Annotated in this window: 11 protein-coding genes and 2 pseudogenes; 12 read left to right on the top strand and 1 reads right to left on the bottom strand. The window is 61.4% G+C overall.

What is annotated here, in order from left to right; translation table 11 throughout:
• Positions 1–130 precede the first annotated feature (130 nt).
• The 7 genes and pseudogenes from A7317_RS23275 (at position 131) to A7317_RS31685 (ending at position 7,907) form a co-directional block, all read left to right on the top strand.
• Positions 131–649 (top strand): RNA polymerase sigma factor, encoded by a 519-nt coding sequence (locus A7317_RS23275; RefSeq protein ID WP_069076914.1) that lies wholly within the window; start codon positions 131–133, stop codon positions 647–649.
• A gap of 77 nt (positions 650–726) precedes the next feature.
• A complete protein-coding gene (locus A7317_RS23270) occupies positions 727–1,692 on the top strand; it encodes a FecR family protein (RefSeq protein ID WP_069076913.1) in 966 nt (321 codons plus the stop codon).
• Positions 1,693–1,808: 116 nt separating this feature from the next.
• Positions 1,809–4,373 carry a TonB-dependent receptor gene (locus tag A7317_RS23265; RefSeq protein ID WP_069076912.1) on the top strand — a complete coding sequence of 855 codons (2,565 nt, stop codon included), beginning with the start codon at positions 1,809–1,811 and terminating at the stop codon, positions 4,371–4,373.
• A gap of 133 nt (positions 4,374–4,506) precedes the next feature.
• Positions 4,507–5,115: a biliverdin-producing heme oxygenase gene (locus A7317_RS23260; protein WP_069076911.1), complete on the top strand. Its 609-nt coding sequence runs from the start codon at positions 4,507–4,509 to the stop codon at positions 5,113–5,115.
• A 112-nt stretch (positions 5,116–5,227) separates the two neighbouring features.
• On the top strand, positions 5,228–5,629 hold the full coding sequence (locus A7317_RS23255) for a YbaN family protein (protein WP_024077200.1): 402 nt from the start codon (positions 5,228–5,230) through the stop codon (positions 5,627–5,629).
• A gap of 139 nt (positions 5,630–5,768) precedes the next feature.
• Positions 5,769–7,001, top strand: a pseudogene (locus A7317_RS31690) (cache domain-containing protein); the annotation flags it as partial.
• Between the two features lie 150 nt (positions 7,002–7,151).
• Positions 7,152–7,907, top strand: a complete 756-nt coding sequence (locus A7317_RS31685) for a methyl-accepting chemotaxis protein (RefSeq protein WP_371858348.1) — start codon at positions 7,152–7,154, stop codon at positions 7,905–7,907.
• 125 nt (positions 7,908–8,032) lie between these two features.
• On the opposite strand, the gene A7317_RS23245 is transcribed toward A7317_RS31685, so the two are convergent.
• Entirely contained in the window at positions 8,033–8,596 is a 564-nt protein-coding gene (locus tag A7317_RS23245; RefSeq protein WP_024077202.1) for an NAD(P)H nitroreductase, read from the bottom strand.
• A 140-nt stretch (positions 8,597–8,736) separates the two neighbouring features.
• Here A7317_RS23245 and A7317_RS23240 point away from each other — a divergent pair, with 140 nt between their 5' ends.
• From A7317_RS23240 to A7317_RS23220, 5 genes and pseudogenes are all read left to right on the top strand, one after another.
• Positions 8,737–10,164 carry a di-heme oxidoredictase family protein gene (locus tag A7317_RS23240; protein ID WP_069076909.1) on the top strand — a complete coding sequence of 476 codons (1,428 nt, stop codon included), beginning with the start codon at positions 8,737–8,739 and terminating at the stop codon, positions 10,162–10,164.
• 31 nt (positions 10,165–10,195) lie between these two features.
• Positions 10,196–11,260 (top strand): imelysin family protein, encoded by a 1,065-nt coding sequence (locus A7317_RS23235; RefSeq protein WP_069076908.1) that lies wholly within the window; start codon positions 10,196–10,198, stop codon positions 11,258–11,260.
• A gap of 2 nt (positions 11,261–11,262) precedes the next feature.
• A complete protein-coding gene (locus A7317_RS23230; RefSeq protein WP_069077450.1) occupies positions 11,263–12,360 on the top strand; it encodes a DUF1513 domain-containing protein in 1,098 nt (365 codons plus the stop codon).
• A gap of 192 nt (positions 12,361–12,552) precedes the next feature.
• Complete coding sequence (locus A7317_RS23225) at positions 12,553–13,698, top strand: efflux RND transporter periplasmic adaptor subunit (RefSeq protein ID WP_069076907.1); 1,146 nt, start codon at positions 12,553–12,555, stop codon at positions 13,696–13,698.
• Positions 13,695–16,712: pseudogene (locus A7317_RS23220) on the top strand (multidrug efflux RND transporter permease subunit); the annotation flags it as partial. The gene A7317_RS23225 and the pseudogene A7317_RS23220, both read left to right, overlap by 4 nt.
• Positions 16,713–17,064 lie beyond the last annotated feature (352 nt).

Genomic DNA, 17,064 nt, shown 5'->3' with positions numbered 1-17,064 from the left:
CAACGCGGGGCAAGCCCGCTCGCCACAAAAGCGCGCGTCTGCCAAGTTCACCGTGTTGCAGCAAAGTGCCACTTGCCATTTGCATTGATGATAAGCATTATCATTAACTGCCAATCGGTCAGGTATCACTGTGAGCCTATCTCGCTTCAACCATGTCTTTCTCAGCCAACGGCTGATTCTGCTACGCACCTTGCAGCGGATGGTGAATAACCCCAGCACCGCCGAAGACCTGGTGCAGGAAACCTACCTGCGCGTCACCCGGGCCCTGAGCGAGCGGCCTATCGACCACCTTGAACCCTTCGTCTACCAGACCGCCCGTAACCTGGCGCTGGATCACTTGCGCTCGCGCAGGGTCCAGGCCCGCACGCTGCAGGAAGATGTGCCACTGGACATCCTGCAAAGCGTCGCTGCCCCCATCAGCCCCCCCGAAGACGCCACCCAGGCCGAACAATTGCTCGAACACTTGAGTGTCAGCCTTGGCCGGTTGAGCGCGCGCCAGCAGCAGATTTTCATCCTCAGCCGCCTGCACGGTTGCAGCTACCAGGAGATTGCCGATCAGTTGAACGTGTCCTTGAGCACCGTGCAAAAGGAACTGAAATTGATCATGGCCATCTGCGTAGGTGTGGCCGAACGGCTGGATCAGCCTTAAGCTTCATCCGACAGAAATGTCGACCAAGGCTGTAGAAAAGATAAATAAAACGTGGCGAAGACCCGAGGCACACCGTGATGGACCCGAATAACCTGCGCCCCCATGAGCTGGCGGATGAGGTGTTGCAAGACCCGGCTATGGACCAGGCACTGGACTGGCTGATCGCCTTGCAGTGCCCGCGGGCCGGGCAGCAGGCCGAGTTTGAAGCGTGGCTGGCCCGCGACCCGGCGCACGTCCATGCGTTCGGGAAGGCGCAGGCTGCCTGGGGTGGCGCTCCCGTACACAGTGCCGCGGTGGCCCTGGCGGCGCCACGCAAACCCAGCGCCTGGCGTCGCCTGCAGCCGCATTGGAAACCCTTGGCCACCGCTGCCGTGTTGCTGCTGGGGTTGTTCAGTTTCAGCAACCTGCCCGTGCGCCTGCAGGCGGACCATCTCACCGTGGTAGGTGAGCGCCAGCGCCTGCAATTGGACGATGGGTCGAAAGTACTGCTGAATACCAATTCGGCGTTTTCCAGCCGCATCGAGGACCATCAGCGCATCGCCCGCCTGTACCAGGGCGAGGCGTTTTTCGAAGTGGTACCCAGCCGTGGCCTGCCCCTGGAAATCGACGCAGGCCCCGTCCGCGCCAGCGTGCGCGACACGGCCTTCGCCGTGCGCTACCTCAATGGCGAAGCCCAGGTGCAAGTGCAGCGCGGCGATGTCGACCTGAGCACTACCTTCGACGACGCCCGTGTGCGCTTGAGCGCGGGCGAAAGCATCCGTATCGGCCCCAAGGGCTTTGGGCCGCCCGCCAAACTCGATGCCAACAAAGACCTGGCCTGGGTCCAGGGCCGGCTGATTTTCGAAAACTGCCCGATGAGCGAAGTGCTTGCCGAATTGCGCCGCTATTACCCGGGCTGGATCGTCAACACCAACGACAAGCTCGCCAGCATCGCCGTCACCGGCAATTACCGCCTCGACCAACCGCTGGACGTGGTGCGTTCCCTGGCGCACATCACCTCGGCCAAGCTGTCGGAATATCCGGCGCTGGTGATCTTGAACTAAATGAGAATTATTTTTACTCGATAGCCTGCGGCAGTACGTCTCGTCTTAGCCAATGCAACTGATTCCTATTTGGAACGGTTCGCAACTATAAGACTCGTACCTCCGGAGCGCTCTCGATGTCCTCTCGTTTCAACCGCCGGTCTTCTTCGCCCGTGCTGTCCTTGCTGACCGTCGCCATCCTGCTGGCCGGTGCGCCCGTGATGGCCGCCACGACCACCGAGCCCGTTGCCCGCAGCCACGGCAACTACCGTTTCAGCATTGAGCAGCAGCCGCTGGTCTCGGCCCTGAATGCCTTCACCAGCGTGACCGGCTGGCAAATCGGCCTGCCGGCGGAGCTGGGCCAGGGTGTATCGTCCCCTGGCGTACACGGTGCGCTGTCACCGGAAAAAGCCCTGGAGCGCTTGTTGGTGGGGACCAACCTGAGCTACCGCAAATTGGGCAATAACAACATCGTGCTGGAAAAGCGCGTGGCGGGCAGCACGTTGAATCTGCAACAGGTGACCATCAGCGCCACCCGTAATGAGCAGGACATCAACAGCGTACCGAGCACCGTCAGCGTACATGGCCGCGAAGAGCTGGACCGCCAGAACGTCAACACCATTCGCGAACTGGCGCGCTACGAGCCCGGCGTCTCGGTGGGCGGCGCAGGCACCCGTTCCGGCAACGCGGGCTACAACATCCGTGGCATCGACGGCGACCGCATCCTCACCCAGGTGGATGGTGTCGAAGTGCCGGACAACTTCTTCAACGGCCCCTACGCCAAGACCCGTCGCAACTACGTCGACCCGGAAATCGTCAAGCGCGTGGAGATCCTGCGCGGACCGGCCTCGGCCCTGTACGGCAGCAGTGCCATCGGCGGCGCGGTGAGTTACTTCACCCTTGACCCGGATGACATCATCAAGCCCGGCCAGGACGTCGGCGCCCGTCTGAAAACCGGCTACAGCTCCGCCGACGAAAGCTGGCTGACCTCCGCCACGGTCGCCGGCCGTTTGCAGGACTTCGACGGCCTGTTGCACCTGAGCCAGCGCAATGGCCATGAAACCGAATCCTACGACGGCAACAACGCTACCGGCCTGGCCCGCACGGGCGCCAACCCGGAGGACGCGCGCACCACCAACGTGCTGGCCAAGTTGGGCTGGAATTATGGCGATGACAACCGCCTGGGCGTGACGTATGAGAAGTACAAGGATGATCGCGACGTCAACCTGAAGAACGCGGTGGGCGGCCCGTTCATCGGCGGCCGAGGCTTCAACCTCTACCGTGATCGTCGCGGTAACGACACCATTACCCGTGAACGTTTCGGCCTGGAAAACAGCGTTGCCCTTGAGTCGCCGATTGCCGACCGCATCAAGACCAGCCTCAACTACCAGATCGCCAAGACCGACCAGACCACCGCCGAAATCTATCAATCGGGCCGTCGCGTCTTGCGCACCCGCGACACGCTTTACGAAGAAAAACAGTGGGTTTTCGACGCGCAGTTGGACAAAGCGTTCAGCCTCGGTGAGACCGATCACCAAGTGACCTATGGCACCACCCTCAAGCAGCAAAAAGTCACCGGCTCGCGCGAAGGCAGCGCCACCTGCCTGGTCGTCGGCAGTGGTTGCACGGCCGTGGGCGCGCCCAGCCCAATGGCCAGTGACAGCGTGAATAAATCCAGCGACTTCCCGGACCCGACCATCAACACCTATTCGCTGTTTGCACAAGACCAGGTCACCTGGGGCAAGTGGACCTTCCTGCCCGCCGTGCGCTACGACTACACCCAGCTCAAGCCCAAGCTGACCCAGGCGTTCCTCAATACCGTAAACCCCACGGGGGCCGACCCCGTGAGCGACCAGGAAAAGACCTGGCACCGCGTGACGCCCAAGTTTGGCCTGACCTACGCCCTGACCGATCAATACACCTGGTTCGGCCAATATGCCGAAGGTTTCCGTACACCCTCCGCCAAGGCGCTGTACGGCCGCTTTGAAAACCTGAACCTGGGCTACACCGTCGAGCCGAACCCGGACCTCAAGCCGGAAACCAGCAAGGGTCTCGAAACCGGGATTCGCGGCAAGTTCGACGCGGGCTCCTTCGAGATCACCGCGTTCTATAACAAGTACCGCGACTTCATCGACGAAGACAACGCCGTTGTCGGCGGCACCCTCGAACAGTTCCAGGCCATCAATATCAAGCGCGCCACCATCAAGGGCGCGGAAGCCAAAGGCCGCCTGAACCTGGATGCGTTCGGTGCACCTCAGGGCCTGTACACCCAAGGTTCGGTGTCCTATGCCTACGGTCGCAACGACGATAACGGCGAACCGCTGAACAGCGTCAACCCGCTCAAAGGCGTATTCGGCCTGGGCTACGAGCAGGACAACTACGGTGGCCTGCTGAGCTGGACCCTGGTGAAAAAGCAGGATCGCGTCGACAGCAGTACCTTCCACGCACCGGACGGCGACACCAGCGGCCCCTTCAAGACCCCTGGTTTCGGTGTCGTCGACCTGACCGCCTTCTACAAAGTCACCAACGACGTGACCATCAATGGCGGCCTCTACAACCTCACCGACAAGAAGTACTGGAACTGGGATGACGTGCGCAGCTACGACAGCGTGGGTGAAGCCGCGGTGACCGGCCCTGCCAATCTCGACCGCCTGACCCAGCCCGGTCGCAACTTTGCGATCAACGTGATCTGGGATATCTGACAACAACCGACTCACCTCGTCGAAATGTCAGCGACGAGGTGAGGATTTTTTACTGTGCCGCGTCTTCTTGTTCGTCTAGTTGATAACAGCTCTCTTCAGGGCAACAGGCGCTCCCCTTCTCAAGGACTTTTTCATGACCGCTTCTCCTACCGCAGAACGCCCAAGCCTGCGCTCCCAACGCCTGAACCAGATCACCCACGCGCCACATACCCGGCTCGACGCGCTGGTGAAGGCACATGCACCGTTTGAATCCCAGGCCAACTTCGCGCGTTTCGTGGTCGCGCAGTACCTGTTCCAGTCGGAACTGGTGGCGCTGTACAACGATGCCGAGCTGATCAAGATCATCCCCGACCTGGCCGAACGCTGCCGCGCCGAAGCGGCCAAGCTGGACCTGGCCGACCTGGACACGCAAGTGCCTGCACCGGTTGCCGGCGCGGTGAACAACCCGAGCAAGGCCGAAGCCCTGGGCTGGCTGTTCGTGTCTGAAGGCTCCAAGCTGGGCGCGGCGTTCCTGATCAAGCGTGCCGTGGGCTTGGGCCTGAGCGAAACCTTCGGGGCTCGCCACCTCGGTGAGCCGGCCGGCGGTCGTGCCGAAGGCTGGAAGCGCTTCACCCGTACCCTCGACGCGCTCGAATTGAGCGCCGAAGAAGACGCCGCAGCGGAAAAAGGCGCGGTGGATGCGTTTGTGCGCTTCACCGTGCTGCTGGAACAGGCGTACGCTAGCGCCCCTGAACTGGCCTGATCCCCCAGATTGAAATGCGGTCGACATGTGGGAGGGGGCTTGCCCCCTCCCACATGTTGATCGCATTTCAGTGCGGACTTCTTTGTAAACCTTCCCCCAGAAAAGCTTCACCATGACCGGCAAAACCCAATCCACCTCGAAAATCGCGCAGATTCTCTTCGGCCTGCTGGCCTACGTCAGCCTGGGCATCGGGCTGGTGGCGATTGTCGTGCCGGGTTTGCCCACCACCGAATTCATCCTCCTGGCCGCCTGGGCCGCGACCAAAAGCTCGCCGCGCCTCAGTGCCTGGCTGGAAAACCACCGCCTGTTCGGACCGATCCTGTTCAACTGGCGCAACGGCAAGATCATCACGCGCCGGGCCAAGTTCAGCGCCACCGTCAGCATGCTGCTGTGCGCCGGGCTGATGCTGGTGATGCTGGATCACGGCTGGCCGGTCTACCTCGCAATCGCCGGGATGAGCCTGGGCAACCTGTGGATCTGGTCACGCCCCGAACGGCTCGCACAGCCCGTGTGACGCGGACTGTAGCCGTTTTCCTACCGCTTATCGCCTACCTCTCATGAATTGATTTGTTACGCCGATGTTTCAGACATAGCGCTGAATGGAATTGGCCTGAATTGCTTGCCCTCCAACACGTTCATTCGCGAGTAAGCCTATGTTCATCAGCCTCTCCATCCGCCTGAAAATCGTGCTGTTGTCCGGCCTTTGCCTGCTGGGGGTGATTGCGCTGGTCGTCAGTATCAATATCTACAACACCAACCAGAACGATCAGTTGGTCAGCGATTCAAGCTCACGAATGCTCACTGCCAGCGTGGAACAACTGCTGCAGGCCAAGGCCGGGGAGCAAGCGGTACAGTTGCAGAAGACCTTTGGCGATAGCCTGGTGGCCCTGACCGCCCTGGCCGACCAGATCAAAGACCTGCGCAACCTCGGGACCAAGCGCTCCCTTGAGGCCGGCGCCCTGCGTGAAGAACTCAACCAGAGCGTAAAAACCGCCTTCGAGCGCAACAACAAGGTGCTGGGTTTCTGGCTGTCGTTCGAACCCAACGGCCTGGATGGCAAGGACAGCGAATTCATCAATGACAAGGCCCGTGTGTCCAACGAAAAAGGCCGCTTCTCCAGCTACTGGAGCCGCGCCGGCGGCGAGGGCTTGAACACGATCATGGTCGAGGATGACCTGAACAAGACCACCCTCACCCTCAACGGTACGCCCTACAACATCTGGTACACCTGCCCACGGGACACCCGTAATACGTGCCTGCTGGACCCGTATGAAGATACGGTGGGCGGCAAACCCGTGCTGATGACCACCATCGCCCAGCCACTGATCGTGGACGGTAAAATGATCGGCGTGGTCGGTGTCGACATCGCCCTCAACACCCTGCAAGCCGCCACCGATGCCGCGCAGCACGACCTGTTCAACGGTGCGGCCCACCTGGAGATTCTCTCCAGCACCGGTCTGATTGCCGCCTACAGTGGCGAGCCGGCCAAGATCGGCAAGAACCTGATCGATACCCTTGGCGCCGAAGGCAAGGAAATCGTGCAACTGCTGGCCAGCGATAACCGCATGATCCGCGAACAGGACGGGACCATTCGCGCCGTGTACCCGGTCAAGCCGATTGCCGACGCCAAAGCCTGGGGCATCGTGATCAAGCTGCCCAAAAGCGTGATGCTGGCCGATAACGTCAAGCTGCAAGCCGTACTCGACAAGGCCCGCGCCAGCGGCACCCTCCAGGCATTGCTGGTGGCCGCCGTCGCCGCCTTGCTGGGCCTGCTGCTGATCTGGCTGACCGCCACCGGCGTGACCCGCCCGATCAACAGTGTGGCCGCCATGCTCAAGGACATCGCCAGCGGCGACGGTGACCTGACCCAGCGCCTGGCCTATGCCAAGAAAGATGAACTGGGCGAACTGGTGAACTGGTTCAACCGCTTCCTCGACAAGCTGCAACCGACCATCGCGCAAATCAAGCAAAGCATCACCGAAGCGCGCGGCACGGCTGACCAGTCCTCGGCCATTGCACGCCAGACCAGCGAAGGCATGCAGGTGCAATTCCGCGAAATCGACCAAGTGGCCACCGCCTCCAACGAAATGAGCGCCACCGCCCATGACGTCGCCAACAGCGCCTCGAATGCCGCCAGTGCCGCACGCGGGGCGGACCAGTCGGCGCGTGAAGGCATGTCGATCATCGAGCAAAGTACCCGCGACATCACCACCCTCGCTGAAGAAGTCAGCAAAGCCGTGAGCGAAGTCGAAGCCCTGGCCGTCAACAGCGAGCAGATCGGTTCCGTACTGGAAGTGATCCGCAGCATTGCCGAACAGACCAACCTGCTGGCCTTGAACGCCGCGATTGAAGCCGCACGTGCCGGGGAAAGCGGGCGAGGGTTTGCGGTGGTAGCCGATGAAGTGCGCAACCTGGCCAAACGCACCCAGGACTCGGTCGAGGAAATCCGCCTGGTGATCGAACGCATCCAGAGCGGCACCCGAGGAGTGGTGGCGACCATGCACTCCAGCCAGCACCAGGCCCAGAGCAACGCCGGGCAGATCCATCAGGCAGTGCAGGCCCTGGGCAAGATCAGCGACGCAGTGACGGTAATCAGCGACATGAACCTGCAAATCGCCAGCGCCGCCGAGCAGCAGAGCGCGGTGGCCGAAGAGGTCAATCGCAACGTCTCGGCGATCCGCAGCGTGACCGAGACCCTGACCGAACAGGCCACCGAGTCGGCGGCGGTCAGCAGCCAACTCAACGCATTGGCCAGCCAGCAGATGAAGTTGATGGATCAGTTCAGGGTTTAAAAAACACAACAGGACCCATGTGGGAGGGGGCTTGCCCCCGATGGCTGAGTGTCAGTCAACTTATCTATAAATGACACACCGCTATCGGGGGCAAGCCCCCTCCATTTGGATCACACTTGCTTGCCTTAAAGACCGGTCCAGGCGCTGACAAACTGCGTCAGGTCTTCTTTAGCTGCCGTACGCGGGGGATTCTGCGGTGTACCCAAATAGAGGAAGCCAATCACTTCCTCATCCGCCGTCAGCCCCAGGCCCTTGGCCACGTGGGCCGAGTACGACAACTCACCCGTGCGCCACACCGCACCAATCCCCTGGGCATAGGCCGCCAGCAGAATGCCGTGGGCTGCACAAGCCGCCGCCAGCAACTGCTCCGATTTCGGCACCTTGAAGTGTTCCTGCAGGCGAGCAATCACCACCACCACCAGCGGCGCGCGCAACGGGCCATTCTGGGCCTTGTCGATCAGCGCTTGCGGTGCGTCGGGGTCCTGCAGGCGCGCGGCTTCGGCCAGCAACGTGCCCATCTGCTCACGGGCGGCGCCTTCGACGGTCAGGAAACGCCAAGGGCGCAACTGGCCATGGTCGGGCGCGCGCATGGCGGCGGCGAACAGCACATCGCGCTGCTCCTGGGTCGGTGCAGGCTCCAGCAAGCGCGGCACGGAAACACGGTTGAGCAAAGCGTCGAGAGCCTGCATTGGCCACCTCCAGAAAAAAATGTGCGGTCATTCTAACGGGAATGAATCGGGATGCCATCAAACGATAATTGCTCTTATTCAAACTGCCCCGCCCTGTTAGACTTTGCGACCTGATTTTCAGCCTTCGTCCGGGAAACTCGATGTTCCGTCCGCTATTCCGCCTGTCTGCCGCATTAATGGCCTTGAGCCTGACCGCGTGCGACGACGCCCCGCACTTCACCCAGGCCGAGCCCGGTGAAGCACGAGCCGGCGGCGCGACGACGGTGAATAAACGCGACCAGAACGCGTTCTCCCTGCCCTCGGCCAACCTGGCGCCGACCCGTCGCCTGGATTTCAGCGTCGGCAACAGTTTCTTCCGCAGCCCCTGGGTGATCGCGCCCTCCACCACCACCGCGCGCGATGGCCTGGGCCCGCTGTTCAATACCAACGCCTGCCAGAACTGCCATATCAAGGACGGCCGTGGCCACCCACCGTTGCCCGATGCGCCGAATGCGGTGTCGATGCTGGTGCGCCTGTCGATCCCGGATACGCCGCCTTACGCCAAGGTGATCGAGCAGCTCGGCGTCGTGCCCGAGCCGGTCTACGGCGGGCAATTGCAGGATATGGCCGTGCCTGGGGTGGTGCCGGAAGGCAAGGTGCGGGTCGACTACACGCCGGTCAATGTGACGTTCAAGGACGGTACCGTGGTCGAGTTGCGCAAGCCGGACCTGCGCATCACCCAGCTCGGCTACGGGCCGATGCACCCCGATACGCGTGTTTCCGCGCGTATCGCCCCGCCGATGATCGGCCTGGGGTTGCTCGAAGCCATCCCTGATGCGGATATCCTGCGCAACACCGACCCGAAGACCGCCGCCAAAGGCGCCATCGTCGGCCGGGCCAATTGGGTCTGGGACGATGCCCAGCGCAAGACCGTCCTCGGGCGTTTCGGCTGGAAAGCCGGGCAACCCAATCTCAATCAACAAAATGTTCACGCATTTTCCGGTGATATGGGCCTCACGACCTCCCTGAGGCCCTTCGATGACTGCACCGACGCCCAAGTGGCTTGCAAACAGGCGCCCAACGGCAACGGCCCCGATGGCGAACCCGAAGTCAGCGACAATATCCTGCGCCTGGTGCTGTTCTACACCCGCAACCTTGCCGTGCCCGCACGCCGCGACGTCAATGCGCCGCAAGTCCTGGCCGGGAAAAACCTGTTTTACCAGGCCGGTTGCCAGGGCTGTCATGCTCCAGCCTTCACCACGGCGGCCAACGCCGCCGAACCTGAACTGGCCAACCAGGTGATCCGCCCCTACAGCGACCTGCTGTTGCACGACATGGGCGAAGGCCTGGCCGATCACCGTACCGAATTCAAGGCCGGCGGCCGCGACTGGCGCACCCCGCCGTTGTGGGGCATCGGCCTGACGCAAACCGTCAGTGGCCACACCCAGTTCTTGCATGACGGCCGCGCCCGCAACCTGCTGGAGGCCGTGCTCTGGCACGGCGGTGAAGCACAGGCGGCGCAGCAGCATGTGTTGTCCTTCAATGCCGAACAGCGCGCTGCGTTGCTGGCGTTCCTGAACTCTTTATAAGCGTCACCCCCATTACAGAAGGGAGCTCGACATGTTCCGTCCCAAGTTGTTGTTCACCAGCCTGGCCGCCCTCGCCCTCGGCGCCTGCTCGCCTCAAGACCCGCAAGCCGTGACCTCAGCGGCGATCGCCAAGCAAGTGATCCTGCCAACGTATAGCCGCTGGGTCGAAGCCGACCGTCAACTGGCCGTCAGCGCCCTGGCCTACTGCCAAGGCAAAGAAAGCCTGGATACCGCGCGCGCCGACTTCCTTCACGCGCAAAAGGCCTGGGCCGAGTTGCAACCGCTGCTGATCGGCCCACTGGCCGAGGGCAACCGTTCGTGGCAGGTGCAGTTCTGGCCAGACAAGAAAAACCTGGTGGGCCGCCAGGTCGAGCAACTGGTCAGCGCCCAGCCACAGATCGATGCGGCCACCCTGGCCAAGTCCAGCGTAGTGGTGCAGGGCCTGTCGGCCTATGAATACATCCTCTACGACGCCAAGACCGACCTCGCCGACGACGCGCAGAAAGCCCGTTACTGCCCGCTGCTGGTGGCGATTGGCGAGCGCCAGAAAGCCCTGGCCGAAGAGATCCTGGCCAGCTGGAACAGCACCGACGGCATGCTCGCGCAGATGAGCAAGTTTCCGAACCAGCGCTATGCCGACTCCCACGAAGCCATCGCCGACCTGTTGCGTGCGCAGGTTACCGCCCTGGACACCCTGAAGAAAAAACTTGGCACGCCGATGGGCCGCCAGACCAAGGGCATTGCGCAACCGTTCCAGGCCGATATGTGGCGCAGCCAATCGTCCCTGCAAAGCCTGGAAGCCAGCCTGGCCGCCGCCCAGACCGTATGGGTCGGGGTCGACAACAAGGGCCTGCGTGGCCTGTTGCCGTCAGCGCAGAAGCCCTTGGCCGACAAGATCGACGCCGCCTATGCCGCCGCCCTGAAACTGTTCGCCAGCAACCAGCGCACGCTGAACGAACTGTTGGCCGATGATGCCGGCCGCCAGCAGCTTAACGATATCTATGACAGCCTCAACGTTGTCCACCGCCTGCACGAAGGCGAACTGGCCAAGGCGCTGGGCATCCAACTGGGCTTCAACGCCAACGACGGTGACTGATGATGCTCAGGCGACAAGCTTTGGCGATGGGTAGCCTGCTGCTCAGCGCAGTGACGTTGGGTGGCTGGACGTTGTTCAAGCAGAAGGACAAGGGCCCACTGCTACTGTCGGCACGCGATGATGCAGACGGCAAGCACTACGCCGTGGGCTATCGCCTGGACGGCCAGCGGGTGTTTGCCACCCAGGTCGGCCAGCGCTGCCACGACATCATCAACCACCCGACGCTGCCTATAGCGCTGTTCGTCGCCCGTCGCCCGGGCACCGAGAGTTACCTGATCGACCTGCGCGACGGCGCGCTGCTGCAGACTGTCACCTCCCATGCCAATCGCCACTTCTATGGCCACGCGGTGATCCACAAGAGCGGCGACTGGTTGTACGCCACCGAGAACGACACGTCCGACCCCGGCCGTGGCCTGCTCGGTGTCTACAGGTTCGAAGGCGAGCGCCTGGTGCACAGCGGTGAGCTATCCACCCACGGTATCGGCCCGCACCAGGTGTCGTGGATGCCCGACGGCGAAACCCTGGTCGTCGCCAACGGCGGCATTCGCACCGAAGCCGAAAGCCGCGTGGAGATGAACCTCAATGCCATGGAACCGAGCCTGGTGCTGATGCAGCGCGACGGTACGCTGATCAGCAAGGAAACCCTCGGGCAGACGATGAACAGCGTGCGCCATATGGGCATCGCCGGTGATGGCACCGTCCTTACCGGGCAACAGTTCATGGGGCCGTCCCAGGAGCGTTCCGAGTTGCTGGCGATCAAGCGCCCAGGGCAACCGTTCGTGGCGTTTCCAGTGGCGGATGAACAGTTGCAGGCAATGGGTCATTACACCGCCAGCGTCGCGGTGCACAGTGAGTTGCGCCTGGTGGCATTGACCGCCCCACGGGGTAACCGCTTCTTTATCTGGGACATCGACAGCGCTGAACTGCGCCTGGACGCTCCGTTGCCGGACTGCGCCGGTGTCGGGGCGGTGGCGGATGGGTTTGTCGTCACGTCAGGCCAAGGCCGTTGCCGCTTTTACGATTGCCGCCAGCAAGAGTTGCTAGCAAAACCGTTGGAGTTGCCGGCTGGGCTCTGGGATAACCATCTCCACCTGATCTGACGCCGCTCTCGGCAGAATGCTCACATACCCGCTGGCGGCACTGCCTGGCGGGTATATTCCTACAAGAAGCAGAAAGGCTTCCTTCTTCTGATAGCTATATGCCCTTCATCCAAAGGGGATTTTTCGGCTTACCCGCCCCTACGGCCCTAATAACAATCGACGCCTTCGTCATTGTTACCCAAGGAGCCATCTATGCCTGGCCGCCGCATGCTCGCGATGCTTGGTGTCGTTCTCGTCGTGGTATCGATGCTAGCGGGCTACAAAGCGTTCTGGATCAACCAACAACTGGCACGTCTGAATGCCCCCAAGCCGCCCGCCAGCGTATCGGTGGCGCCGGTCGTCACGCAGCTCTGGCAGCGCCAACTGCCGGCGGCTGGCAGTCTCAAAGCGCTTAAGGGAATCGATCTGAGTATCGAAGTGCCTGGTGTCGTCACGCAGGTGCATTTCGAGTCCGGACAAGCCGTTACAGCCGGGCAATCCTTGTTGCAATTGGAAAACCAGATGGAGACGGCCCAGCGGGACATCGCCCTGGCAAACCGTAGCCTGGCCCGACAGAATTTCGAGCGCGGCCAGATGCTGGTGGACAGTCAGGCGATCTCAAAAGGTGAGTTTGATCGGCTGTCCTCCGAGTTCAATCGACACAATGCGCTGGTCAAGCAGTACACCGCGGCGCTGGAAAAGAAACATATCACCGCCCCTTTCAGTGGCACCATCGGCATTCGCCAGGTCAATATCGGCGACTATCTGCAAAGCACGGCAGTGATCGCAAGCCTGCAAGACACCAGCAGCCTTTACGTCGACTTCCACGTACCCGAGCAAGCGGTCCAGTTCATTGAAGTCGGCCAATCAGTACAGGTTGAAGTGTCTGCGCGCCCCGGGCAGCACACCCTTGGCCTGGTCAGCGCCATCAACCCCATCGTCGATGACAGTACCCGGAATGTCAGGGTCCGGGCGACCCTGCCCAACCCGCACAACCGTTTACTGCCGGGCATGTTCGCCAGTTTGCAGGTGCAACTGGCACAGCCAACGCCGCAGGTCGTCGTTCCTGAGGAGTCAATCAGCTATAGCCCTGCTGGCCAGTATGTTTATGTTGTATCGCCACACGAGGCTGCCCCTGAAACCGCCGGCACGGTACTGACCGCCAAACAACGCCCGGTAGAGACCGGCGAGCGGCGCAATGGCCAGGTGATCATCACCAGGGGGCTGGCGCCCGGTGAACAGGTGGTCACGGCGGGCCAACTCAAGCTCAAACATGGCGCCCCCGTCATCGTCAGCGCCGACAGGAACCTGTCGCCGCACGCCCCGCTCTTCTCTGGCGACAACGGTGCCGCACCATGAGATTTACCGATCTGTTTATTCGCCGCCCGGTACTCGCCATGGTGGTCAGCCTGTTGATCCTGTTGCTGGGGCTGCAGGGCTACCACCAATTACCCCTGCGCCAATACCCGCAAATGGAAAATGCCCAGATCACCGTGACGACCCTGTACCCGGGAGCCAACGCCGAAACTATTCAGAGCCTTGTCACGCAGCCACTTCAGAAAAGCCTGGCAGGCGCTGAAGGCATCGACTACATGAAGTCCACGAGCCGCCAGAATGTCTCGGTGATTACTCTGCACAGCCGTACCGGCGCCGACAGCGATCGCTTGTTTACCGAGTTGCTGGCCAAGATCAACGAAGTGCGCAACCAACTGCCCCGCGAGGCGCAAGACCCGGTACTGAGCAAAGTCGCGACGGATACGACCGCCTTGATGTACCTGAGCTTCTCCAGCAATACGATGAGTAGCGCCCAAGTCGCCGACTACCTGCAACGGGTGGTACAACCCCGACTGTCGACGCTGCCCGGCATGGCAGACGCAGAAATCATCGGCAATCAAACCCGCGCCATGCGCCTGTGGCTGGACCCCATCAGGCTCGCCGGCTTCGGCTTGAGCGCCAGCGATGTGAGCCAGGCCGTCAATAGCTACAACGTGCAGTCGACAGCCGGTGAGGTCACGGGCGCCTATGTCGTCACCGGCGTCCATGCCAATACGCTGCTGCGCACGGCCGAGGATTTCGAGGCGATCACCTTGAAAAGTACGAATGACAGCCAGGTTCGCCTCGGTGACGTGGCACGGGTGGAGATCGGGGCGGAAAACTACAACAGTTTCAGTTCATTCAATGGCATGCCTGCCACCTATATCAGCATCAAGCCTGCACCGGACGCCAACCCTCTTGAGCTCGGCGAGCAGGTGCGTGAGTTCATTCTCGCGCTGCAATCACAGCTGCCGCCCGATCTGGCGGCCGATATTGCCTTTGACTCCACGCAGTTTATCCAAGCCTCCCTCGACGAAGTCGTGACCACGCTGCTGGAGGCCGTACTGATCGTGGTGATCGTGGTATTCCTGTTCCTGGGCACACTGCGCTCGGTGATTATTCCCATCGTCACCATCCCCTTATCCTTGATCGGGGTGATGTTTTTCATGCAACTGATGGGCTACTCCATCAACGGCCTGACACTGTTGGCCATGGTCTTGGCCATCGGGCTGGTGGTGGATGACGCCATTGTGGTGATGGAAAACATTCATCGGCACATTGAAAATGGCTGGTCCCCCTTCAAGGCCGCGATCATAGGGGCTCGGGAAGTATGCGCCCCGGTCATCGCCATGACGATTACGCTCGCGGCGGTCTATGCCCCCATCGGTTTTTTGCAGGGGCTGACGGGCTCGCTGTTCAAGGAGTTTGCCTTGACCCTGGCCGGGGCCGTGGTGATATCCGGCATCGTGGCACTGACCCTGTCACCGATGATGTGCGCACTGTTGCTACGCAAGGGGAAGCCTTCCCAAGGGTTCGCACTGACGCTGGATCGCATTTTCGAACGCCTGAAACAGCGTTATCTACGCCTCCTGCAAGAGGTGCTGAATGCACGCCCGGTCGTACTGGTGTTCGCTCTGATCGTTCTGCTCCTGATCCCGGCGATGCTCATGTTCACGCCTTCACAGCTGGCGCCGGATGAGGACAAAGGCGTTGTCTTTATGCTCACCCAAGCGCCGCAAGCCTCCAACCTCGCCTATTTGAACGCCCACACCAAGGACTTCACGTCGCTGTTCGAGACACTCGCCGAGTATCAGGGGTCGTTCCAGATCAACGGCCTGAACGGCGCGCAATCGGGCATCGGCGGCTTCCTGCTCAAACCCTGGGGGGAACGTGAGCGTACTTCGATGCAGATACTGGAACAGTTGCGCGAGAAACTGGACAGCATTCCCGGCCTTCAGGTACTTGCCTTCAACCTGCCCGCCCTACCGGGCACCGGTGAAGGCCTGCCCTTCGGTTTCGTGATCAGTACGCCCGGCGATCATCAGTCACTGCTCGATGTAGCGGAACGGGTCAAACAACGCGCCATCGACTCAGGAAAATTCGCTTACGTCGACATCGACCTGGCCTTCGACCGGCCAGAAGTCGTGATCGACATTGACCGAAACAAGGCGTCACAGATGGGTGTTTCAATGCAAGACCTGGGGCTGACCTTGTCGACACTGCTGGCGGAGACAGAAATCAACCGATTCAGCATGGATGGCCGTCATTACAAAGTGATTGCCCAGGTCGAACAAGCGTTCCGAAACACGCCAGACTGGCTGAACCACTACTACGTCAAAAACGCCAAAGGACAGTTGCTGCCCCTGTCCACGCTGATCACGGTGTCCGAACAGAAAGCACGACCACGCCAGCTCAATCAGTTCCAACAAATGAACTCAGTACTGATCGCGGGTTTCCCGATTGTCAGCATGGGCGACGCCATCGACACCCTGCGCGACATTGCGCAAGAGGAAGCCCCACCCGGTTTTACCTTTGACTACAGCAACGCCACGCGTCAGTTCGTTCAGGAAGGTGGCGCGTTATGGGGCAGCTTTGGCCTGGCACTGGCAATCATCGGCCTGGTACTGGCCGCCCAGTTTGAGAGCTTTCGCGACCCACTGGTAATCCTGGTCAGCGTACCGCTGTCGGTCTGCGGGGCGTTGGTCGCCCTGTTCCTGGGATGGTCGAGCCTGAACATCTATACACAGATAGGCTTGGTCACGCTGATTGGCCTGATCAGCAAACATGGAATCCTGATCGTCGAATTCGCCAACCAGTTGCGCCGAGAGCAGGGGTTAACGATTCGCGAAGCCGTCGAACAAGCCGCCGCGACGCGTCTGCGTCCGATTCTGATGACCACCCTCGCCACCGTCCTGGGCGTCGTGCCGTTGATCCTGGCCAGCGGTGCCGGGGCGGTCAGCCGATTCGATATCGGCCTGGTGATTGCCACCGGCATGTCCGTGGGCACCCTGTTCACCTTATTTGTACTGCCCTGCATCTACACCCTGCTGGCAAAACCCGGAATGCTACCCGGCAGTATCTTGCCGCTGCCGGTGTATCCCTCACCCTTCGGAGGCTACGGCCGGCTTGAGATCCTTCCTCAAGCGCCGCCGCTACTCGGCCATGCGCTGCCGGCCCCCCTGCCAGGCCTGTCAACATTGCCAGCGGCCCCCCCTGGGAAAGACGGAGTAACGTTTCGATTCGTCGGCCCCAATCCGTCCAAGGAACCGGAAGGTGCCATGCCGCCGCAGGTTGATCGTAGGGGGTGTAGTGCGGCTGATCGCCCTGCCACGGGCGGATTACACGGCCTTTTCTATCTACCTGCTGATCCCGGTCTGTTCCAGGCCCAAACCGCCAGAGAGTGTCGTCGTG

The organism is Pseudomonas fluorescens (assembly GCF_001708445.1).
Lineage (GTDB): Bacteria > Pseudomonadota > Gammaproteobacteria > Pseudomonadales > Pseudomonadaceae > Aquipseudomonas > Aquipseudomonas gorinensis.
The sequence above is the reverse complement of the archived record's forward strand: the minus strand, read 5'-3'. Positions and strand labels throughout refer to the sequence as shown.